The sequence below is a fragment of the Alteriqipengyuania lutimaris genome, assembly GCF_003363135.1.
Taxonomy (GTDB): Bacteria; Pseudomonadota; Alphaproteobacteria; order Sphingomonadales; family Sphingomonadaceae; genus Alteriqipengyuania; species Alteriqipengyuania lutimaris.
This window is the reverse complement of sequence record NZ_QRBB01000002.1, coordinates 25102-46772: the sequence shown is the minus strand read 5'-3', so window position 1 is coordinate 46772 and position 21671 is coordinate 25102. Positions and strand designations below refer to the sequence as shown.

General features: G+C 63.3%; 23 protein-coding genes. 14 read left to right on the top strand and 9 right to left on the bottom strand.

Annotation, left to right across the window (positions count from 1 at the left end; all coding sequences use genetic code 11):
• Nucleotides 1-14: 14 nt before the first annotated feature.
• The 3 genes from DL238_RS13420 to DL238_RS13410 all read left to right on the top strand — a co-directional run bounded on the left by DL238_RS13420 (nt 15) and on the right by DL238_RS13410 (nt 2181).
• On the top strand, nt 15-344 hold the full coding sequence (locus DL238_RS13420; protein WP_115492966.1) for a nuclear transport factor 2 family protein: 330 nt from the start codon (nt 15-17) through the stop codon (nt 342-344).
• A complete protein-coding gene (locus DL238_RS13415) occupies nt 341-1120 on the top strand; it encodes an SDR family oxidoreductase (protein WP_115492965.1) in 780 nt (259 codons plus the stop codon). Before DL238_RS13420 ends, DL238_RS13415 begins: the two co-directional genes overlap by 4 nt.
• A 68-nt stretch (nt 1121-1188) precedes the next feature.
• Nucleotides 1189-2181: a hypothetical protein gene (locus DL238_RS13410; RefSeq protein WP_115492964.1), complete on the top strand. Its 993-nt coding sequence runs from the start codon at nt 1189-1191 to the stop codon at nt 2179-2181.
• Between the two features lie 582 nt (nt 2182-2763).
• Here DL238_RS13410 and DL238_RS13400 read toward each other — a convergent pair.
• A complete protein-coding gene (locus tag DL238_RS13400) occupies nt 2764-3522 on the bottom strand; it encodes a TorF family putative porin (protein ID WP_115492962.1) in 759 nt (252 codons plus the stop codon).
• A gap of 238 nt (nt 3523-3760) precedes the next feature.
• Here DL238_RS13400 and kdpF point away from each other — a divergent pair, with 238 nt between their 5' ends.
• The 7 genes from kdpF (at nt 3761) to DL238_RS13365 (ending at nt 12222) form a co-directional block, all read left to right on the top strand.
• Nucleotides 3761-3850: a K(+)-transporting ATPase subunit F gene (gene kdpF / locus DL238_RS13395; protein ID WP_115492961.1), complete on the top strand. Its 90-nt coding sequence runs from the start codon at nt 3761-3763 to the stop codon at nt 3848-3850.
• The gene (gene kdpB, locus DL238_RS13390) at nt 3850-5874 is read left to right on the top strand and encodes a potassium-transporting ATPase subunit KdpB (protein ID WP_115492960.1); all 2025 of its coding nucleotides are present in this window, start codon (nt 3850-3852) and stop codon (nt 5872-5874) included. The genes kdpF and kdpB overlap by 1 nt, the downstream gene beginning before the upstream one ends.
• Nucleotides 5875-5894: 20 nt before the next feature.
• The gene (gene kdpA / locus DL238_RS13385) at nt 5895-7553 is read left to right on the top strand and encodes a potassium-transporting ATPase subunit KdpA (protein ID WP_181883958.1); all 1659 of its coding nucleotides are present in this window, start codon (nt 5895-5897) and stop codon (nt 7551-7553) included.
• A gap of 28 nt (nt 7554-7581) precedes the next feature.
• Nucleotides 7582-8136 (top strand): potassium-transporting ATPase subunit KdpC, encoded by a 555-nt coding sequence (gene kdpC / locus DL238_RS13380; protein WP_115492959.1) that lies wholly within the window; start codon nt 7582-7584, stop codon nt 8134-8136.
• Nucleotides 8137-8148: 12 nt separating this feature from the next.
• Nucleotides 8149-10794 (top strand): sensor histidine kinase, encoded by a 2646-nt coding sequence (locus DL238_RS13375; protein ID WP_234031111.1) that lies wholly within the window; start codon nt 8149-8151, stop codon nt 10792-10794.
• Nucleotides 10787-11485, top strand: coding sequence for a response regulator transcription factor (locus DL238_RS13370; protein WP_115492958.1), 699 nt, complete (start codon nt 10787-10789; stop codon nt 11483-11485). The genes DL238_RS13375 and DL238_RS13370 overlap by 8 nt, the downstream gene beginning before the upstream one ends.
• A 104-nt stretch (nt 11486-11589) precedes the next feature.
• Nucleotides 11590-12222, top strand: a complete 633-nt coding sequence (locus DL238_RS13365; protein WP_115492957.1) for a tyrosine-type recombinase/integrase — start codon at nt 11590-11592, stop codon at nt 12220-12222.
• A 282-nt stretch (nt 12223-12504) separates the two neighbouring features.
• On the opposite strand, the gene DL238_RS13360 is transcribed toward DL238_RS13365, so the two are convergent.
• Complete coding sequence (locus DL238_RS13360; protein WP_115492956.1) at nt 12505-13251, bottom strand: SDR family oxidoreductase; 747 nt, start codon at nt 13249-13251, stop codon at nt 12505-12507.
• 29 nt (nt 13252-13280) lie between these two features.
• Nucleotides 13281-14144 (bottom strand): SDR family oxidoreductase, encoded by an 864-nt coding sequence (locus tag DL238_RS13355; protein WP_115492955.1) that lies wholly within the window; start codon nt 14142-14144, stop codon nt 13281-13283.
• 116 nt (nt 14145-14260) lie between these two features.
• Between DL238_RS13355 and DL238_RS13350 the strand changes: the two genes are divergently transcribed.
• Complete coding sequence (locus tag DL238_RS13350; RefSeq protein WP_234031110.1) at nt 14261-14668, top strand: LysR family transcriptional regulator; 408 nt, start codon at nt 14261-14263, stop codon at nt 14666-14668.
• A gap of 179 nt (nt 14669-14847) precedes the next feature.
• Here the strand turns inward: DL238_RS13350 and DL238_RS13345 are convergent, their stop codons facing one another.
• The gene (locus DL238_RS13345; RefSeq protein WP_234031109.1) at nt 14848-15888 is read right to left on the bottom strand and encodes an AraC family transcriptional regulator; all 1041 of its coding nucleotides are present in this window, start codon (nt 15886-15888) and stop codon (nt 14848-14850) included.
• 3 nt (nt 15889-15891) lie between these two features.
• Here DL238_RS13345 and DL238_RS13340 point away from each other — a divergent pair, with 3 nt between their 5' ends.
• Nucleotides 15892-16647, top strand: a complete 756-nt coding sequence (locus tag DL238_RS13340) for an SDR family NAD(P)-dependent oxidoreductase (protein WP_115493373.1) — start codon at nt 15892-15894, stop codon at nt 16645-16647.
• A gap of 318 nt (nt 16648-16965) precedes the next feature.
• On the opposite strand, the gene DL238_RS13335 is transcribed toward DL238_RS13340, so the two are convergent.
• The 3 genes from DL238_RS13335 to DL238_RS13325 form a co-directional block, all read right to left on the bottom strand.
• The gene (locus DL238_RS13335) at nt 16966-17871 is read right to left on the bottom strand and encodes an alpha/beta hydrolase (RefSeq protein ID WP_181883957.1); all 906 of its coding nucleotides are present in this window, start codon (nt 17869-17871) and stop codon (nt 16966-16968) included.
• A 116-nt stretch (nt 17872-17987) separates the two neighbouring features.
• A complete protein-coding gene (locus DL238_RS13330; protein WP_115492953.1) occupies nt 17988-18881 on the bottom strand; it encodes a LysR family transcriptional regulator in 894 nt (297 codons plus the stop codon).
• Nucleotides 18882-19130: 249 nt separating this feature from the next.
• Nucleotides 19131-19400, bottom strand: a complete 270-nt coding sequence (locus DL238_RS13325) for a hypothetical protein (RefSeq protein WP_115492952.1) — start codon at nt 19398-19400, stop codon at nt 19131-19133.
• A 249-nt stretch (nt 19401-19649) separates the two neighbouring features.
• Here DL238_RS13325 and DL238_RS16600 point away from each other — a divergent pair, with 249 nt between their 5' ends.
• Nucleotides 19650-19868: a helix-turn-helix domain-containing protein gene (locus DL238_RS16600; RefSeq protein ID WP_115492951.1), complete on the top strand. Its 219-nt coding sequence runs from the start codon at nt 19650-19652 to the stop codon at nt 19866-19868.
• Here DL238_RS16600 and DL238_RS16405 read toward each other — a convergent pair.
• Nucleotides 19796-20167 (bottom strand): hypothetical protein, encoded by a 372-nt coding sequence (locus DL238_RS16405; protein WP_234031155.1) that lies wholly within the window; start codon nt 20165-20167, stop codon nt 19796-19798. The two genes, DL238_RS16600 and DL238_RS16405, sit on opposite strands and share 73 nt — an antisense overlap.
• Between DL238_RS16405 and DL238_RS13315 the strand changes: the two genes are divergently transcribed.
• Complete coding sequence (locus DL238_RS13315) at nt 20060-20440, top strand: GFA family protein (RefSeq protein WP_234031153.1); 381 nt, start codon at nt 20060-20062, stop codon at nt 20438-20440. The two genes, DL238_RS16405 and DL238_RS13315, sit on opposite strands and share 108 nt — an antisense overlap.
• 307 nt (nt 20441-20747) lie before the next feature.
• On the opposite strand, the gene kdgD is transcribed toward DL238_RS13315, so the two are convergent.
• Complete coding sequence (gene kdgD / locus DL238_RS13310) at nt 20748-21671, bottom strand: 5-dehydro-4-deoxyglucarate dehydratase (protein ID WP_115492949.1); 924 nt, start codon at nt 21669-21671, stop codon at nt 20748-20750.

Below are 21671 nucleotides of genomic sequence, written 5' to 3'. Positions count from 1 at the left end.
CAAGGAGACACGAGATGTCCATCGAGCTGCCTGCACCGATCGCAGCCTATTTTTCCGCCGATAAGGGGGGCAATGCCCAAGCGATCTCCGAGTGCTTCACGCAAGATGCCAAGGTGATCGACGAGGGCAATACCTACACCGGACGCGACGCGATCCGCCAATGGATGGCGAATGCTTCCACCCAGTACACCTATACGGTGGAGCCTTTCGCAATCGCGCAGGATGGCGACCGCACGGTGGTAACCAGTCACCTGGTCGGCAATTTCCCCGGCAGCCCTGTCGACCTGCGCTACCTCTTCGTCCTCGACGGGGACGAGATTGCCGAACTGGAAATCGTGCCATGACGGAACTGCTGACACTGAATGGGAAACGCGCGCTCATCACTTCCGGCACCCGCGGTGCCGGAGCGGCTACGGTCGCCCTGTTCCGGCAGCTCGGAGCCAGGGTGCTGACGACGGCGCGCTCGCAGCCCGCAGCCATACCGGACGAGATTTTCGTCGCAGCAGACCTCACCACCACGGTCGGATGCGAGACGGTTGCTTCCACCGTGCAGGACCGGCTGGGCGGTGTCGATATTGTGGTGCACATGCTCGGAGGATCGTCGGCACCAGCGGGCGGCTATGCCGCGCTTGATGACGACGAGTGGCGGAAGGAGCTCGACCTCAACCTCTTCCCTGCCGTGCGCCTTGACCGGCATTTGCTGCCGGCAATGGAAGCGCAAGGGGCCGGCGTGGTGATCCATGTCACCTCGATCCAGCGCGAGCTGCCACTCCCGGAAGCGACGACAGCCTATGCGGCGGCCAAGGCGGCTCTGTCCACCTACAGCAAAAGCCTGTCAAAGCAGGTCTCGCCCAAAGGTGTTCGCGTCATCCGCGTGTCGCCTGGCTGGATCGAAACCGAAGCCTCCGTTGAGCTCGCCCAGCGTCTGGCGGCGGAGCACGATGCGGACGTTGAACAGGGAAAGCAGATGATCATGGATTCGCTAGGCGGAATTCCCATCGGGCGTCCATCCAAGCCTGCGGAAATCGCCAACCTGATCGCGTTCCTTTCTTCTGACCTTGCCGGGACAATCACCGGCACAGAATACGTCATCGACGGGGGCACGATGCCCACCGCTTGAAACATCTGGGTGCAATCAATCTTGGCTACACCATAGGTTTCTTCGATGGGGGCCCTATCGCTGGAGATATGGATTTGTTCGCAGACTTTGCCGCGCTATTTGCCCTGGCTCTATCGGGACAGACGCCTGCGCAACTAACGCAGCCCGCGCCGCAACCGGTAGCCTGTCTCACCGTGCAAGGCGCGGGGGTCGATGCGTTGATGGGACGGATCGCCCCGGCTGATCAGCCAGTCGTGGATATCTTCGCTGGTGTCGGCGCATCGGACATTACCGATCATCGGCTTACACCGTCGGAGAGCGCGGTTCTGCGCGAAGCACTGGCGAATCTCCCGCAATTGCACCGCGACATCCTGCACCGCCACTTGCGCCGGCTGAGCTTCCTCGATCTGCAGCCCGGCTCAGGTTCGGCGTTAACCCGGGTCGTGAATCCGGGCGACGCAAGTCTGCAATTCGACATCACCCTGAAGGCCAGCTTGCTGCACGACAACCTGACGGACTTCCTCAACACCAAGGAACGCCGACTTTTCGAAGACGACGGCTCGGGGTTCTCGGTCGGGTTCGACGCCGGTGACCGCGATGCGCTGACTTACATATTGCTGCACGAGACCAGCCATGTCGTCGACCAAGTCCTTCAGTTATCAGCCAACCCGGCAAATCGCTTCAGAGCGGGCATCTGGGAGAACCAACAGACACTAGCCAAGCCGCATGCGGACAGCCTAGCAGTACACACGCCCTTCCGGCGGCATCCCCGTGTCCCTGCCCGCCATGCTCCAGCATACTACCAGTCGTTGAGCCACAGTCCCTTCGTGTCCTTTTACTCCACGACGGCCGCGTCGGAGGATTTGGCCGAACTGTTTGCCTGGCAGCAGCTGCAAGCGCTTCAGGGGCAACGACTCAACCTGACGGTGCGGGACAGAGAAGGCTTGCCCGTGAGTGCATATGCGCCCCTGGAGGCAGCACCCGTCCGACTGCGCTTCGCCCAAGTACTGACCTTCCTTGCGCAGTATGAACAAAATTGCGCGGATACCTATCCGAGGACCCGAGCGTCCGGAAAGCGCTAGCAGTCGTGCGATAAGTGGCCGATACTCTACACGAGAATTAATCGATAAAGCCCGCGTATCTATGTCGTGAATGCGACAAGTTCACGCACTAGAGTCGTCAATATTCTCTCTCCGATTTTCGGGGGCCAAATCCCTCAATGTCCTCCACTTCGCTTTTGTCAGATTCTCTAATTTTCGGCATACAAATTCCAAGGCCTCCAAAAGCGCGCTCTCGCGGGCGTAGAGGACCATTTTCACAACGCGCTCACGGTCGTTCAAATTACTGAGTTGCTCGTTCCCTCGCTCGCGAAGGTCCGTTATCTTGTCGATCATTGACCACCGCGAGGCATCGCTGAGACGTCAGCTTTACGGACTTCTGGCTCCAAGATCTGCCAGTCGGCTTTCGGCCCACCTGTCGTCAGAGCGGCCAGTTGCCAGAAGTGCGAGGGTCACGAGGTCACCGCCGGAAGCCGTCGGCGTTGCCATCCCGATGTCTGGTGTGATCGGCCTCTCATGTGCGATTGATGCTGAATAGATAAGCGCTGCATAGGATAGGACGATCCGCTCTGCGCGGATCGCCGTGCTTCACCACGTGGATCGAGTTCAAAAGGCGGCCGTCAGCGAGAAGACCACGGTGTCGTCGACAATCTCAGGTGTGGCACCAGCCGCGAGCGCGCTGAAATCCGAGATGTCGGTGTCCACATAGGCGACGCGCGCGGTGAGCGCCTTCCAGCTCGCGCTCGCGCCCAGCGACCAGTCGGTATAGCCCTCGCCTAGCGTCAGCGTGGTCTTGCCCTCCGACCGGCCGACATGCGCGTCCAGCGCAAACGGAGTGCCCTCGATCGGCAGGGTTGCGTCGGCTGAGATATAAAGGTTGTCGTTGTTCCCGATTGCATCCTGCGCCGGAGCATAGGCGACGCCCAGCGTCAACGCGGCGGGACCTGCCTCGAGGCCGAGCTTGGCATAGGGTTCGAAGAATTCGAAATTGCCGCCGGTCGAACCTGGGTAGGCATAGTAAATCAGACCGCCATCTAGCGTGACGCCATCGGCAAGCGCGGTCTTGTAGCCGGCGTAAAGGTCAAGCTCGAGATTGGAGCCGCCGAGCTCACCGAAGCCGTCGACGCTCGAAGCCCAAGTGCCGACATAGAGGCCGCTCTTGTGGGTGACGTTAACCCAGCCCTGCGCTGCCACTTTTTCGTCCGACAGGTCGATCCCGCGAAATCGATAGGAGGAGACCAGCGCCGTTCCGCCCGAGACCGTAACAGCGTCGGCCTCGGTCTGTTCGGCCTCCTCCTGCATGTCCTGAGCGAAAACGGGCGTGGCGAACGAAGCCGCAAGCACGGCGAGGTAGAACATGCGCATCGAAAAAACTGTCCTTGATCAAAGGGCGACGACCATCGCCGCGCCATGCGCAAGGTCTCTCCTCCCACTGCCCGTAAAAACGCCATGCGGATCGCGGGGAAGGCTTGTGAAATCCGCATGAAGGCGTGGCCTGCCAAGCCAGTTTTCACGCAGATTTAATGCGCTGGCGGGCGATCCCCCGGCGAATTTTCATGCGCGCGAAGTCCAGAGCAGCTGCCGAACAAGGGAGCTGTTTCGCATGACATTCGATCTCATTCTCGTGGGGCTCGTGGCGCTCGGGCTGCTGGGCTACCTTACCACAGTCCTCCTGCGGCCGGAGCGCTTCTGATGGCGCGCGTTACCTCAAGCCAGACGGGGCTCTTCCAGCGAGAGCTTGTCGTCCCCGCGATCCGCGACTCCTTCGTGAAGCTCGATCCGCGCACGCTGGTGCGCAACCCGGTAATGTTCGTCACCGCGATCGTCGCGGCAACTGCGACGGTAATCCTGCTGCGGGGGATTGCCACCGGGGCCGAGGATATCGGCTTCCAGGCCCAGTTGGTCTTCTGGCTGTGGCTGACCGTGCTATTCGGCAATTTCGCCGAGGCGCTCGCCGAAGGGCGCGGCAAGGCGCAGGCGAGGGCGCTGCGCGACACCAAGGAGAGCCTGGTGGCGCTCAGGGTCGGAAAGAACGGCGACACCGAGAAGATCCCCGCGACGCAGCTGCGCTACGGTGACATCGTGCTGGTCTGCGAGGGTCAGCAGATCCCCGCCGATGGCGAAGTTGTCGCCGGAGTCGCGTCGGTCAACGAAGCGGCGATCACCGGCGAAAGCGCGCCGGTGATCCGCGAGGCGGGCGGTGACCGATCAGCGGTGACCGCGGGGACGACCGTGATCTCGGACGAAATCCGGGTGAAGGTGACCGCCGAGCCGGGCAGCGGCTTCCTCGACCGGATGATCGCCCTGGTCGAAGGCGCGAGCCGGCAGAAGACGCCGAACGAGATCGCGCTCACGATCCTGCTGACGGGCCTCACGCTGATCTTCCTCGTCGCGGTCGGCACGCTGCCAGCGTTTGCGCAGTTCGCCGGGGGCGTGATTGCCGTGCCGGTACTGATCGCACTGTTCGTGGCGCTGATCCCGACGACCATCTCGGCACTTCTCTCAGCGATTGGCATTGCCGGGATGGACCGGCTGATCCGTTTCAACGTGCTCGCCAAGTCGGGCCGCGCTGTCGAGGCGGCAGGCGATGTCGGCACGCTGCTGCTCGACAAGACGGGGACGATCACGATCGGCGACCGGCAGGCGAGCGAGTTTGTGACCCTGCCCGGTATCGCCGAGACCGACCTGATCGAGGCGGCGCGTCTTTCCAGCCTCGCCGACACGACCCCTGAGGGTCGCTCGATCGTTGCGCTGGCGGGGGGCGAGGAAGTGCTGCCGGGCTATGCGGAACCGGTCGCCTTCACCGCGCAGACCCGCGTGAGCGGGGTCGACTTGCCTGGCCGCAGCATCCGCAAGGGCGCGGTCGATGCGGTCCTCAAGCTTGGCGACTATCCCGAAGACATCGCGCTGGCGCTGAAGAAGATCACCGATCGGATCGCGCAGGCCGGAGGCACGCCGCTCGCCGTGGTCGAGAACGGCCGCCTGCTCGGTGCAATCCATCTGAAGGACATCATCAAGGCGGGAATTCGCGAGCGGTTCGTCGAACTGCGCCGGATGGGGATCCGCACGGTGATGATCACCGGCGACAACCCGCTGACCGCTGCGGCCATTGCCGCCGAGGCTGGCGTCGACGACTTCCTCGCCGAGGCGACGCCCGAAGACAAGCTCGCCTATATCCGCAAAGAACAGGCCGAGGGCAAGTTGGTCGCCATGTGTGGCGACGGAACCAACGATGCGCCTGCGCTCGCACAGTCCGATGTCGGCGTGGCGATGAACACTGGCACGCAGGCCGCCCGGGAGGCGGGCAACATGGTCGATCTCGACAGCGACCCAACCAAGCTGATCGAGGTCGTCGGCATTGGCAAGCAGCTGCTGATGACGCGCGGCAGCCTCACCACCTTCTCGATCGCCAACGACGTCGCGAAGTATTTCGCCATCCTCCCCGCGATCTTCGTGGTGCTCTACCCCGCGCTCGGTGCGCTCAACGTGATGGGGCTGGCGAGCCCCCAGAGCGCGATCCTCTCGGCGATCATCTTCAACGCGATCATCATCCCGCTGCTCGTGCCATTGGCGCTGAAGGGTGTCGCGTATCGCCCGATGCCCGCCGCCAGCCAGCTGCTGCGCAATCTCGGCATCTACGGCGTCGGCGGCGTGATCGCCCCCTTCGTCGGCATCAAACTCATCGATCTCGCCGTTGCCGGCCTCGGCCTCGCGTAAGCCCGCGAAAGGACATTTCCATGCTTTCCGCCATTCTCACCATCATTCTGATCGTCGGCGGCACAGCGCTGCTGGCGTGGCCGCTCGGCAAATATATGGCCGGGCTCTTCTCGGGCCGTTTCGCAAGCGCTGACGGACTGTTCGCCCGCACGGTCGGCGGCGCGCCCGAGCAGGACTGGAAGCAGTATTCGCTTGCCCTGATCGCCTTCAACATCGTGATGTTCGCCTTCGTCTTCACGCTCCTGGCGACGCAGCACATGCTGCCGTTCAACCCCGACGGCCAAGGCGCGGCCACGCTGGACCTCGTGTTCAACACTGCGGCCAGTTTTACCACCAACACCAACCTGCAGCACTATTCGGGCGAGAGCACCTGGAGCTACCTAGCCCAGATCGGCGGGTTGATGTGGCTGCAGTTCGTCTCTGCGGCGACCGGTATTGCCGCGCTGGCTGCATTGGCGCGGGGCATCGGCGGTAAGACCACGATGGGTAACTTCTTCGTAGACGTGCAGCGCGCCTCATTCTGCGTGCTGCTGCCGCTGGCGATCATCGTCGCGGCGGTGATCGCCTTGAACGGTGTGCCGATGACCCTGCAGGGTGCGGCGCAGGTCACCACGCTCGAAGGCGTGGCGCAGACCATCTCGCGCGGGCCGGCCGCCGCCTTCGTGGCGATCAAGCAGCTGGGCACCAATGGCGGCGGCTTCTTCGGCCCCAATTCGACCCACCCGCTGGAAAACCCGACCTTCTGGTCGAACGCGTTCCAGATGGTTGCGATCATCCTGATCCCGATGGCGTGCGTGTGGATGTTTGGCCGGATCATCGGCAGGCCCAAACATGCCATGGTCGTATTCGGTGTGATGGCGGCGCTGCTACTGATCAAGCTCGTCGCGTCGGTCGGCTTCGAGACCGCCCCCACGCAGGCCTTCATGGACCTGCCGGTGGCGCAGGACGTCGGCAACCTCGAAGGCAAGGAACTGCGGCTTGGTGCCACCACCGGCCCGCTTTGGGCAGTGCTGACCACCTCGACCAGCAATGGTTCGGTCGGTGCGATGCACGACAGCCTCAACCCGCTGACCGGCCTCGTCCCGATGGCGGGCATGTGGCTCAACGAAACCTTTGGCGGCGTCGGCGTCGGCATGATCAACATGTTCCTCTACATTGTCGTCGCGGTGTTCGTCGCGGGCATGATGGTGGGACGAACGCCGGAGTATCTCGGTCACCGGGTCGAAGGGCGCGAGATGCGGCTCGCCGTGCTGGCGCTGATTAGTCACCCGGTGCTGATCCTCGGCGGCACGGCGCTGTTCGCGGCGACCGCCTGGGGGAAGGACACGCTCAACAATGTCGGCGCGCACGGCTTCTCCGAAATCCTCTACGAGTTCAGCTCGGCTGCCGCCAACAACGGCTCGGGGTTCGAGGGGCTCGGCGACAACACCGTGCCGTGGAACATCGCCACGGGCCTCGTGATGCTGATCGGCCGCTACCTGCCGATCATTGTCCCGCTCGCCATCGTCGGCTCGCTGATGGCCAAGCGCCGCAGCGCGGAAAGCGCGGGCACGCTGAGCGTGGAGAGCAGCACATTTGGCGTGATGCTGTTCATCACCATCCTGATCTTCGGCGCGCTGACCTTCTTCCCCGCTGCGGCGCTCGGCCCCATTGCCGAACACCTCACCTTCATGCGCTGAAACCAGCACCGGACAAGGATACGAAACGATGAATTATCTTCTTCCCTCGCTCCGCCTGTGGCTGGTGACGATCCTCGTCTGCGTCATCGGCTACGCGGGCCTGATGCTCGCCTTCGCCCAGACGGTCGCCCCCTACCAGGCCAACGGTTCGATCTTAGAGGTGGACGGCCAGGCCGTGGGCAGCGAACTGATTGCGCAGGACTTCAGCAGCCCGCGCTATTTCTGGCCGCGCCCCTCGGCCGCCGATTACGACGGCATGGCCGCGGCAGGGAGCAACCTGTCGCCGACCAGCGCGGACCTCGCCGCGCGCGCCGCAGAGACGGTTGCCCGCTACGGCGCAACTGCCGGGAACCCGGTTCCGGCGGACCTGGTGGCGGCATCGGGCGGCGGGCTCGACCCGCACATCTCGCTCGACGGGGCACTCTACCAGGCCAACCGGGTCGCAGCTGCGCGCGGGCTCGATCCGGCTCGGGTGCGCGACCTGATCGAGCAGGAGGCCGCCGCGCCGGGCGCGATCTTCGCACCCGAGCGTATCGTGAACGTGTTGCAACTCAATCTGGCGCTCGACCGGCTGGAAGAATAGGCGAGGCGAACAATGGTCGACCAGCAGCCCAGCAACGATGCCGAACGTTTCATGCGGCTGGTCCGCGCCGAGGAGCGCGGTCGCCTGACGGTCTATCTCGGCGCGGCACCCGGCGTCGGCAAGACCTACCGCATGCTGCAGGATGCGGCGCGGCGGCAGGCCGAGGGCGTCGATGTGGTCGTGGGGGTCGCCGAAACCCATGGCCGCAGCGAGACCGCGCTCTTGCTCGAGCCGCTGGAGGTGATGCCGCGCCGACATTACGACCACGAGGGCCATCGGCTGGAGGAGTTCGACATCGATGCCGCGCTGGAGCGGCGGCCGCAGCTCATCCTTGTCGACGAGCTTGCGCACACCAACGCGCCCGGTTGCCGTCATCCCAAGCGCTGGCAGGATGTCGCCGAACTGCTCGTCTCGGGCATCGACGTCGCGACCACCATCAATATCCAGCATCTCGAGAGCCTCAACGATATCGTGGCCGGTGTGACACACGTCCGCGTCCGCGAGACGGTGCCCGACAACATCCTTGAGAATGCCGAAATCATCGCCGTCGATCTGCCGCCCGAGGCACTGATCGAACGGCTCGAGGCGGGAAAGATCTACCTGCCCGAAACCGCCGGACGCGCATTGTCCAACTTCTTTACGCCCACGAAGCTGGCCGCCTTGCGCGAGCTCGCGCTGCGCTATGCCGCGAGCAATGTCGACCGGCGGCTGAGCGACCAACTCGAACTCAGCGGTGAAGGGGGCGGTTTCGTTTCCGGCGACCGGCTGATGGTCGCGGTAAGCCCCGGTAAGGGCGGAGCTCGCGTGGTGCGCGAGGCCAAGCGCCTTGCCGACATGCTGCATGCGCCTTGGACTGCGGTGGTGATCGAAAGTGGCAGCGCGCGCGCGGTCTACGGCGCGCAGCGCGAGCAACTGGCGGACAATCTCGCGCTCGCATCGTCGCTCGGCGCCTCGCTGATGACGGTCGCGGCGACCGATGTGGGCCAAGCGCTGGTCGATCAGGCACGCGAATTGCGGGCGAGCCAGATCGTGATCGGCAAGAGCCGTCGCAGTCGCTGGTTCGAGTGGCGCCACGGCTCGATCGCGCAGGAAGTCATCCGTAAAGCCAAAGGCGTTTCGGTCCACGTCGTTCCCGTCGACGAAGCGGATGAAAAGCCGCAGCGAGCCGCCGATCCGCATCCTTATCGCGATCCCATGCTGGCGCTGGTTCTCGTGGGCGCGACCGTCGGACTGATCGAGCTGGCCCTGCCGTGGATCTCGCCGAGCGCGGTTGATCTGCTGTTGCTGCTGCCGGTGATATTCTCCGCCACACTTCTGCGCATGGGCGGGGCCATCTGGTCGGCGGTCTGGGCGGCGCTGGCGTTCAACTTCTTCTTCACCGAGCCCTATCACACGCTCACGATCTACAGCCCCGCCGACGTCATCACCTTTGGCGTGCTGGCGCTGGTGGCGAGCATTGTGGGCGCGCTGGCCGGGCGAGTGCGCCGCCAAGCGCAGACTAGCGCGGGGGTTGCCCGGCTCAACGCCTCGCTGGCGCGCTTCGCCGGGCTGATGGGCGGGCTTTCCGACAGGGATGAGACTGCACGGGTCGCGTGCAGCGAGATCGGCGGCCTGCTCGATGTGGAGGCGATCATCGTTTCGATCGAGGATGACCGGCTGGTGGTGCGCGGGAACGAGCACTACCGCGAACTCGATATGGTCGATCAGGCTGCGGCGAAGTGGACGTTTGAAAACGGCGAGCCTGCCGGGCGAGACACCGGCACCCTGAACGCAGCCGACTGGCAATTCCACCCGTTGAGGACTGCGCTCGGCATGATGGGGGTGCTAGGCATCGCGCGGCCGTCGCAGCAGCGCGTGATCCGCCCCGACGACGCGACGCTGCTCGCCTCGCTGGTTGATCAGACCGCCTTGGCGCACGAGCGGCTCGTGCTGGAAGCGCGGGCGCGCGAGGTCGATGCTCTGGAGCAGCGCGACCAGCTTCGCGGAGCCCTGCTCGGCAGCATCGCCCACGATCTGCGCACGCCGCTCACCGCAGTGATCGCGGCGACCGAGGCGATCCCGTCCGAGGGATCGTTTGCCAGCGAAGTGCTGATCGCGCGCGACGAATCGCGCCGGTTGCAGCGTTTCCTGAACGATCTGCTCGAAGCCTCGCGGATCGAGCATGGCACGATCCGGCCCAGCATGGAGAGCGTGGACATGACCGACGTGATCGCCGCAGTCCTGCGCGATCTGCGGCAGACCGGCCCCGATACGCGGGTCGAGACCGCAATCGATGCCGATTGGCCGCTGGTGCGCACCGACGCCCTGCTTGTCCGCCATGTGCTGATCAACCTGATCGACAACGCGCTCAAATTCTCGCCGCCGTCGAGCAAGGTTTTGCTCGAGCTCGACTGCAGGGACGATGACGTGGCGTTGCGAGTGCTTGACCGGGGGCCGGGCCTCCCGCCCGACGCTGCCGCGCTGTTTGATCGGTTCGAGCGGCTCGAAGGAACCGATCGCGTGGGCGGTTCTGGCCTTGGCCTATGGATCGCGAAGAACTTCATCGAGGCGGTGGGTGGCTCCATTGCGGCGCAAAATCGCGAGGGCGGCGGCGCAGTGTTCGCGATCGCGCTGCCACAGGCTACGATCGTCTCCGAGGAGACCGCCGACGATGCGTAGCGACGTGCTGATCATCGACGACGAGCCCGCGATCCGGCGTTTGCTCACCAGCGCGCTCGACCGCAGCGGCATTAGCCATGCCGAGGCGGCGAATGCGGGGGAGGCATTGCGGCTCGCAAAGGCTCAGCCGGCACCGTTGGTGGCGCTGCTCGACCTCGGCCTGCCTGATCGGGACGGGCTGGAGATCGTCCCGCAGCTTGCCTCGCTGGGCCTCGCGGTCATCGTCCTGACCGCGCGCGACGCCACCGAAGAGAAAGTCGCTGCGCTCGATCTGGGTGCCGATGATTTCGTCACTAAGCCGTTCGACAGCGAGGAGTTGCTCGCCCGGGTTCGGTCCGCGCTGCGGCGTAAGGCAGGCCCGCTCGCCGACAGCGCTTCGCGGGAATTCGCCGATGGCACTATCGACCGCGAGGCGCATGCCGTCACGATACGGGGCGAGAAAGCCGAACTGACGCCGCGCGAGTTCAATCTGCTCTGGGCGCTGGCCGACCGCCCGGGACGCGTAGTCACGCATGAGAGCCTGCTAGAAACGGTCTGGGGGCCCGCGCACCGCCAGGACTTGGACTACCTGCGGGTCGCGATCCGGTCCCTTCGACGGAAGATGGAGCAGGATGCGAGTAACCCGAGGTTGATCGTGAACGAACCCGGCGTTGGCTATCGCGTAGCCGTAACCCAAGGTTTGCGAGACTAATTTGATCCGAGGTGAGCGGCACACCGGGTGGTCTGCTTACGGCCGAGATTTTCATATTCTTCGGTTGCTCTTCCCTTCGCCATTGAGGGCCAAGGAGAAAGACAATGGGATACTCACGATTTGATCATGCCACGCAGAGACGCGTGGCTTGGAACGCTGGCAAAAATGTCGGGACCAAGCGTCCGCTAACGCAAAAACAGATATGGGCGATCCGCTTTCACCTCGATCGAGAAGGCCGGTTGAGGGATAGGGCGCTCTTCGATCTCGCCATCGACAGTAAGCTGCGCGGCTGCGATTTGGTGAAGATCAAGATTGGCGACGTCGTCGCCGGCTGTGACATCCGCAATCGCGCGACCGTCATCCAGCAGAAGACCAATAGACCAGTACAGTTCGAACTCACCGCCGATGTGCGAGCGACGTTATTAGCTTGGCTGGAACGACGGGGTGGTTCGACAGGCGATTACCTCTTCCCTAGCAGGGTCGATCATGCCGGGCATATGAGCACGCGCCAGTATGCCCGCCTCGTCGATGAATGGGTGACTGCGATCGGTCTTCGAAAGTCCGAATACGGAACGCACTCGCTTCGGCGGACAAAAGCCGCGATGATTTATCGGGCAACCGGCAACATTCGTGCGATCCAGATTCTGCTGGGTCACACGAAGATCGAAAACACGGTCCGCTATCTCGGCGTCGATGTCGAAGACGCCCTTCTTCTAGCAGAGCGCACTGAAATCTGACTAAATGGGCGGTCGGCCGTGGACCCTCGGTCGGCCGCTTTGGGGCATCTGCCCGGCGAGGTCGGACGGTCGAGATAGGGGCGTGAGCGGAATGGCAGCTGTTCACAAATTTCAGCCATTAGCGGACTGTCTGCATACGGCCCAATAATTGCCCAGGACGGTAAGAGCTTCTACAATCCAAACGAATTGAAGTGTCCGCGAACAGATTGAAGAACTGACCCCTTCCAAGCTGTTGAGTGCAAAGAAACTTGCTGGCGGCTGCACCGGTCGCCAGCACTTTTGTCAACGGGCTTGCGCTAGCGCTATAGCGTCCGCACCCGCAGGTATATGGGTTGACGCACGATTATCGGTAACAGCTAGCCACACCGCTTCCGCGACATCATCGGCCGATGTGACTGGCCCGGTGTCGGACTGCCATCCTGCGAAGACGCGTTCGGCAAGCGGGGCGTAGGGTTCGGGAATGGCCCCATCCATGCGGTCGCTCGCATTGGCGGTGAAGCTGGTGCCCGGTGCACGGCCCGGTAGAACGGTGCGAATGCGAATGCCGAAGGGTTCCAGCTCGATCGCAACGCTCTCGCTCCACGCATTCACTGCCGCCTTGCTCGCAGTGTAGATGGAAAGCAGCGGCAGCGGGGCGTAGGTCACCGAGGAGGTGACGTTCACGATCGCACCGCCCCCGCGCTCCCGCATCTGTGGCAGGACGGCCTGCGTCATCGCGATCGTCCCCAACGTGTTCGTTTCGAACAGCTCGCGCGCGACCGGGATCGGCGTGCCTTCTACGGCACCGAGCAATCCGATCCCGGCATTGTTGACCAGTGCATCGATCGGTCCCGCCGCGTCGACCGCCTGCGCAATACTCTGCGGATCGGTGACGTCGAGCGTGACCACCCGGGTGCGGTCGGATGGCGGCAGAACATTCTCGCGTGGTTCGCGCATCGTGGCGACAACGTTCCAACCGCGATTTGCGAAGAGGGTGGCGCTCGCCAGGCCGAAGCCTGACGAACAACCGGTGATGAGTATCGTGGACATTGGGATTCCTTTCAATTGGTCTCGGGGGGTCAGGCCGCCAGCGCTTCGGCGGTCTCACGATAATTATGCAGGGAGCGGCCGAGGATTGCGGTCAGGCGGTCAGTATCGCCGCGCTCGGGGATCATCCCGTGACTTACGTAACGCTCGGCCATCAGGCGCATTTCATATGCCTGCCAGGCCGGCATGAAGCCGGCCATATTCTCCTCGAACCCGCTGGGATCGTCCCCGCCATAGGCGATCGGACGGCCCAGGACGTCGGACCAGATGGCGGCAACGCCTTCGCCGGTCAGGGTTTCGGGGCCGACCACGTTGATCGTCTCGATCGGCAACGGGCCATCCGCTTCGTGGCGGCGAACCAGTTCGATCGCCGCGATTTCGGCAATGTCGCGGGCATCGACCATGGCGACGCCCTTGCTACCGATCGGCATCGGATAGACGCCGTGGTTTGCGATCACGTCCTTCACCATAACCTCGTTGTCGATGAAATAGGTCGGTCGCAGGATCGTGGCGCCGAAACCCATCTGCTCCAACATCCGCTCCGCCCCGCGCTTCACCGCAAAGTGCGGCACGTTCACGGCGCCCTCGGCATCGAAGACCGAGAGATAGACGATCCGGTCGATCCCCATCTCCCGGGCGACGTTCAGCGCGACGAGCGCTTGCGTAAACTCGTCGCCGGTAACGGCGTTGAGCAGAAACAGCGTCGATACGCCCGACATGGCCGAACGCAGTGCATCGAGATCGAGCAGGTCGCCCCCGGCCACCTCTACGCGCTCTGGGAAGTCGGCCCTCGCGGGATCGCGGGTCAGCACGCGAACGGGTGCGCCACGCTGCACCAGTTGATCGACGACATGGCGGCCGACGCGGCCGGTGGCTCCGGTAACAAGAATGGTCACGATAGTGTCTCCTCGGATTTGCGTTGTTGACGAGGAGAAAGTGACCGATCCATATGCGGTCCACTAGTCGCGCAATCGAGACGCACCGTCTCACAGATGGAACACTTATAGATTTGATGGCACTTGCCGACTTTACACTGGTCGCGCGACATGGGGGCTTCGGCAAAGCCGCCCGTGCTGCGAACTGCCCCAAGGCAACGCTGTCGCGGCGCGTGGCCGAACTGGAGGCGAGCCTCGACCTACGCTTGTTCCAACGCGGGCGGCGCGACCTGAAGCTGACCGAGGAGGGGCAGACCCTGTCTGAACGCGCGGGCGCGTTGCTGGCCGAGGTGGAGGAGACGACCCGGTCCATGGCATCGGGCGGCGACCAGCCCCGTGGAACGTTGCGGATCAGCGCGCCGCTGCTGTTTTCGCAGACCGTCACCTGTCTTGAAGCGGAAACTGGTTTCGCTTGGCGCGCCTATAAGAAGGACGTGCCAGCACGAGGTGCTTCCAATCGTAGGCCAGCCAGGCGTAATAGATGAATCCGTTTTGTCCGTGATGGTCGGACGCCTTCTGGCGCGGTCGGATATGATCGGTCACGATGACCACGAGCGATGTAGTCTTCGGACGACCCACGGAACCTTATGAAGTTGGACCTTGGGCACCCGGCGTTCCGCGCGTGCCAAGGTGCTCCAAATCGCCATGCAGAGTGCAAGTCTCGTCAGGCGATGGCGCCTTCGAATTCCTCTGCCGCCATGCCTGACGATGACGCGTCCGCTTGGCGCGCGTAACGCGCCGGGGACATGCCTACGCTACGCGTGAAGGCTACGCTAAAGGTGCTTGCCGAGCTGTAGCCCACTTCCCGGGCAATTGCGCTCACGCTCCGCTCCCGCTTGCGCAAGAGGTTCTTCGCCAACGTCAGCCGCCATGCCGTCAGGTATTCCATCGGCGCCATCCCTACTGCGCTCTGGAATCGGTCGTGAAAGCCCGATCTCGACAGAGCCGCCTCGCGCGCCAGTTCCACCACTGTCCAGCCGCGCCCGGGTTCTGCGTGCATGGCCCGAATGGCCGCGCTCAGCCGCTCGTCCGACAAGGCGCGCAGCAATCCCGGGTCGTCGCCGAGCTCCGCGGCCGACCGCATCGCCTCGATCAGCAGGACCTCCAGCAAGTGCCGCAACACCACTTCGCGTCCCGGTTTACTATCGACAGCCTCTTCGCCCAGCAATTGCATCAGCATGGTGAGGCGATGCTCTTCCCGCACGACCACCAGTTCAGGCAGCAGCGACGACAGCAAGGCCGCATCGTCGGACTGGAAGATGCAGTAGCCAACCAGCGCCCGCATATCGATCGGGCCGTCAATGCGGCCAACGCGATAGCCGCCTCCGGGCAGAATGACCGGATCTGTCACCAGGTCGTTGTCGCTGCTGGGCACGGCACTCCACATCATGAAGTTCTGTGCGGAAGGGATGAGAATGAAATCGCCCGCATTGACCGCGACCTCCCCGCTTTTTCGGTCCCAATAGCGCAAGCTCCCGTCGAGCACCGCGACATAATAGGGGTTGGGCGATTGCGTCCGCCTGACGCGCCATGGGCCCGATCCGGTGACGCATTTCGAGAATGGGGCGCCTGGCCGCAGCAGGCCGACGATTTGCGCTAGGGGATCTGTCATTCTGGACTCATGCGAAATTTTCTTGGACGTTGAAATATAGGACGTCCAGAAGCCAGTGACCATGTCCTGTTCGTCCAACAACAACAGGATCACATGATGACCGAGAACACCCGCATCGCCCTCGTCACCGGCGCCAATCAAGGCATCGGACTTCAGATCGCTACCGATCTCGCTGCCAACGGCCTCACCGTGCTGCTCGCCTCGCGCAACCTCGAACGTGGCCAGAAGGCCGCGCAAGGCCTCTCTGGAAATGTCCATCCGATCCAGCTCGACGTGACGGATCAGGCTTCGATCGATGCCGCCGTCGCACAGGTCGAAGATCAGTTCGGCCGCCTCGACATCCTCATCAACAATGCCGCGATCTCCCGCGCCAACGGGCAGGAAAGCGAGACCATGGAGCACTACATTCAGCGCTCTCGGGCGACGCTTATCTCCGTGGACGAGGTGCGGACCATCTGGGAGACCAATGTCTTCGGCGTGCTGGCAGTAACCCAGGCCTTCGTGCCGCTGCTGCGCAAGTCGCAAGCCGCCCGTATCGTCAACGTGTCGAGCAGCCTCGGCTCGCTCACCATCAATTCCACCCCCAATCCCTACCGGGCGACCTTCAACCCCGGCTACGCCGCATCGAAGACCGCGCTTAATGCCATCACCGTGGCATTTGCGATCGATCTCGAAGACGAAGGCATCAAGGTCAACGCGGTAACGCCCGGCTTCACCAGCACCGCGCTCAACAATTACGAGGGCACCGAGACCGTCGAACAGGGCGCCGCCGAAGCCGTCCGGGTCGCTCTCAGCAGCGAAGATCCAACCGGTACCTTCACGGGGTCGGCCAAAGAGACCTATCCCTGGTAGTGGAAGCAAGGGCCGCCGGCACCGGGCCGGCGGTCCGTGCCCGACGGGTGCAATCCCGTCGGACTATGTCGCGATGGCGCCGCTGCAATTTGCGGATGGGCTGTACGGTGTCCCGATCTCCCCTGAGTGCGATGCGCTCGCGGAGCGGTACGCCATGTTCGCAAAGCGGCCCAGCGCGATGCGTGCGCCCTATCCCGAACCATTGCTCGCGGTTGCGCACGGCCCGCCAGAAGTCTGTCCGGCGCCTCGCACATAAGGCCGAACCCGCACCTTCTACCGCTCGAAGGCGGAGAAGACGCGGGTAATACACATCTCGCTTCAGAAGTGACGCTTCAGGAACTCGGCGGTCCCGTCGAGCGCTTGGCCCGACGCCTTCAGCATGCCGACATTGGCCGGAAAGACATGGATCATGCCCTTCCAGACATGCGTCTCGACCTGCCGTCCGGCTTCGCCTGCAAGGGCTTCGAAGCGCAGAGCATCGTCGAGCAGGATCTCGTCGTCGCCGACATCGATCCGCACCGGCGGCAGCTTCCCGAAGTCGCCCTTCAGCGCGTTCACGCGCGGATCGCGCGGATCGGCCCCTGCCAGATACTGGCGCGCCGCGCCGGAAAGCGTCTCCTCGTTGAGGATCGGGTCGACATCGCCTCGGGTCTGGACACTCTCGCCCTCAAGCGCGGGATCCACCCACGGCGAGTAGGCGACTAAGGCGACCGGCGCAGGGATACCCTCGGCACGGTTCATCGCGACCGAAAGCACCGCGCCGCCGCCCGCGGAATCCCCCATCAGGGCGACTTTGCCGCCGGTCATGTCGGCAAGCGCGACATAGGCGTTGCTGACGTCGTCATAGGCGGCAGGGAAGGGGTTCTCCGGCGCAAGCGCGTAGTCGACGACGAAGACCGGGCGCCCGGCGCGCGTGGCGATCTGGCTGGCGAGCCCGCGATAGGCCTCGGCGCTGCCAAGAACATAGCCGCCGCCATGCACGTAGAGGATGGCACCGTCCTCGATCCGCGTTCCGGCAGGCGTGACCCACCATCCACTGACACCGCCGACCTGATCCTGCGCGGTCTCGACATCCTCGGCGATCTTCGTCCGCGCAATCAGCTGGTCGTAGGCTTCGCGAGCACCCGGCTCGATCGAGAAGCTGCCCGATACGGCGATCATGGCGCGCATTGCCAGCATGGCGGCGCGGTCGCGGAAAGCCTCTTCGTGATTGATAATGCTCATGTGTAAAATCCTTCGCTTGGTTACTGCCAGCAACCTAGCGTTCCGCCATACCGGGCGGCAGAGCATCGTTCTGAACGCACCGTCCCATCAGCGAGACGAATTTGACCCCTATTGTCCTAGCGAATGAAAGCCGCCAGATCGTCCGCCGAACCGGTCGGAAAGGTCGCCTTGAGGTGATCGAGGAATGCCGACACACGCGAACTCAACAGTCGCCGCGAGGGATAGAGCGCCCACAGTTCGGTGCCCGGAATATCGAGCTCGCCCCACATCACGAGATTGCCGCGCTCGACCTCGTTGTGGACGAGAGAATAGGGTAGCGCAGCCGCCGCTTGCGCATCGCGCAACGCGTCGCGAACCATGACCAGCGAAGACAGCGAAAGAATCGGTTCGATCGCCACTGTCTCGATACCTTCCCCGCCATGACGCACACGCCAGCTCGTCTGCTTCCAATCGGTGCTGCGCACGATCGCTGGCACGCTCTTGCGTCCGGACGGCCGCTTGAGACCCGGCGGCGCGACGACGACCTGGTAATCGCGCAGGACCACGCGGCCGATGAGGTTGTCGTCGGCACTGGGGTTGATCCGGAGGACGAGATCGACCCCCTCCTCAACCATGTTCACCGCCCGGTCCTCTGTCACGATCTCGAGCTGAACATCCGGGTAGGCGGCGGCGAAGCGCGCGGCGACCTCGCCCATCGCGATCTGGCAGAACAGCAGCGGTGCGCTGATCTTCATGTGACCGCGCGGCGTATCGCCGCCCGACGCGATCGCGGTTACGGTCTCGTCGAGATCGGTCAGCAGCTTCGCGCTGCGCTCGTGGAGCGCACGACCTTCCTCGGTGAGCTTTAGCTCACGGCCGCCGCGCTCGAACAGGCGCAGACCCAACGCGGCCTCGAACTCCGCGACGCGGCGCGACAGGGTGGCCTTGGGCCGGTTGGCCTCGCGCGCGGCCTTGCTGAAACCGCCATGGCGAGCGACGAGATTGAAATCGGCGAGCGCGACGAGATCCATGTTTCACCTGAGGAACGATAAGGCAGTGACAGCCCTCATCCGCCCCAAGAGCGAAACAGTCAACGTCTGACTATCACGCCGTGTTCAGACAGAATTCTCGGGAGGCAGGTCGTCACAGACGAAGTCTGTGTTCCCGCTTCAATCCCAAATTGGCCAGCCCGCCGGCTCACATTGCGGATCGCCGGGCGGAGGGAACGGACGCGCGCCGGATGGAAGGGGCGGGGCAGGCGCGCGCGCCAAGACCCTCGATCAGCGGTTGGCGAGGAAGAGATTGATCTTGGCAACAGTCTCCTCGAAGCGATCTTCCATCTCGGCGCGGCGCATGGAGTCGACTTCCTCGACCAGCACCTCGGCCGGCGTCGGGTCGCGCTGCAGCAGCTCCATCACCTGGTCGACGAACAGCTCGGGCTCCATGAAGCGCCCGTTGTTCTCCTGGCCAAGGGTCAGCGTTGTGCGGAGCGCCGGCGGGGCGATCTCGATTACCTCGACCTGGCCCTTGACTACGGCGCGGAGCGACACGGTGTAGTTGTGGATGCCTGCCCTGATTGCGAACCGTAACGTGTTAACCGATGATCCTCAGTTCGCAAGTGGCCCCACCCGAACTGCTGTTGATCGAAGGGGGCCGCGCCTTCATTGCGACGGCGGGATTGCTCTGTCTTGGATCGATCGGCACGCTGGGAGATCGCCAAACGGGAAACGCGCTCCGACTTCTCTACGCACATACGTCGTGGCGATGGGATCGATCCGCTCCTTGCGTCTGCAGTCGGCATGTCGCGTTCGGCGATTTCGGAACGTTTTCCGTGCCGTGTCGGCCGACCGCCGCTCGATTACCGTCGGCGGTGGCGCATGATGCTTGCGCGGCGGCTGCTTGATCAGACCCATGCCAGTGTCGAGCGGGTCGCCCGCCAAGTCGGCTATTCTTCCCAGAGCGCGTTCGGTTTCGCGTATAAAAGGACTTTCGTGCATTCACCGAGGCGTTCGGGTTGAATATATGCCCATGCTTCCCCCACGGTATCATGCGGGCCGTCGATACGCTCGGCACCTAACGAATTCGACCGTGAGAAGTCTGTTTTGCGTCGAATTGCCTGCGCGCAGCGTGAATGTGAAAGGGCAACTGAATGAGTTTGAAAGGTGGGTGCCGCTGCGGTGCGGTACGATACGAATTGGCATCCGAAGATATGCCGCTGTCCTATGCCTGTCACTGCGCCGACTGTCAGACCTGGAGCGGTAGTGCGTTCGCGCTGCACGCCATCGTAGTAGATGATGCGCTCACTATTGGTGATCATGTGCACGTGTTTCGTCTCCCCGAAGGACAGGAATCGATGCCATCCGACCATTTCGGATGTGCTTCCTGCCTGACACGGGTCGCCAATCGCAATCCCGCTCTGCCGGGCATGCTCGTGCTGCGCGTCGACACACTCGATCGCAGCGGCGACGTCGCGCCAGCCATCCACATCTGGACCCGCAGCAAGCAGCCTTGGCTGAAGATCGGAGCGGACACTCCCAGCTTCGAGACCTCGCTCACGCCGCAGGAATTCGCGGCCGCACTGGGCGGCTAGAACCGCACCGCTCGCGGACGCGCTGAATGCAACAGGCTTGGGGCGAAAGTGGGGTGAATGCTCTTGGGAGAACAGCTCTAAAATCGACCCGATTTCTTAATGAAAGTAGGGTGTCTATGGGGGGGGGGCACGGCTATGGCTGTTTATATAAAGGCCTCATTTACAAGTATATTGCTTCACAAGGCGAATCCCACCCTCTCCGCCACTGGTCCTTTCTTCGCCTAGAAAGGGCGGGCCCCGCAGCCGGAAATCCTTCTATGTTTTTCGTGCTTGTCTTGCTTGGGGCCCGATCGAAACTGCTTGTCCATTACGATTTCAAAACCTCGATTTCGCGAAGAATGAGGGCTTCCAGTTCGCGGAAATGATCGGTCTGCAGGTCTTCGAGCGGGGGACGAACAGGTCCTGCGTTTCGGCCTACGATCCGCATCGCGGCCTTCACGATCGCAACCGCATATCCCGCACCGCGATTCCGGATATCGACGTAGGGCAGAACGAAACGCTCCAGCATTCCCGAAGTGCGCTGTGTGTCGTTGGACAGAATTGCGTCGTAAAACTCGAAGGCAAGTTTCGGTGCGAAGTTGGCGATCGCCGAAGAATAGGTCGAACATCCCATCGCCAGGTAAGGGGCGGCGAACATTTCGGCTGTCGGGAGGCCGCCAATATATACCAGGCGTTCGGACATCAGCGCCTGCTGCGCTACGAAAAGCTCGATATCGCCGATACCGTCCTTGTAGCCGATGAGATTGCGACAGGCATCGCACAGGGCTTCCAGCGTGGTTGGAGCAATCCGGCAGTTATCGCGCCCGTAAAGGATCACGCCTAGGCCGGTGGATCGGCAAACGGCCTCGACATGGCGGGCCAATCCATCCTGGCTTGCCTGGACCAGGTACGGGGGCAGGAGCAAAATCGCATCGGCTCCGGCGTTTTCGGCATCGCGCGCCATTTCGCAGGCAAGCGCCGTTCCGTATCCGCAACCCGCGACGACAGGCACCCGCCCGGACGTTTCCCCGACGGCCGCGCGCACGACACGCGATACCTCTGCCGGGGTGAGCGAGAAAAATTCGCCCGTTCCACCGGCTGCGAATATCGCAGCGAAGGGGTGCTGAAGCAGGAAATCGCAGTGCGCCCGGTACGCGCCTTCGTCGAATTGCAGATCACCATCGAAATGGGTGACGGGAAAGGTCAGCAGTCCCTTGCCGATCTTGTTCGCTAGTTCTTGGTACCAGTCCAT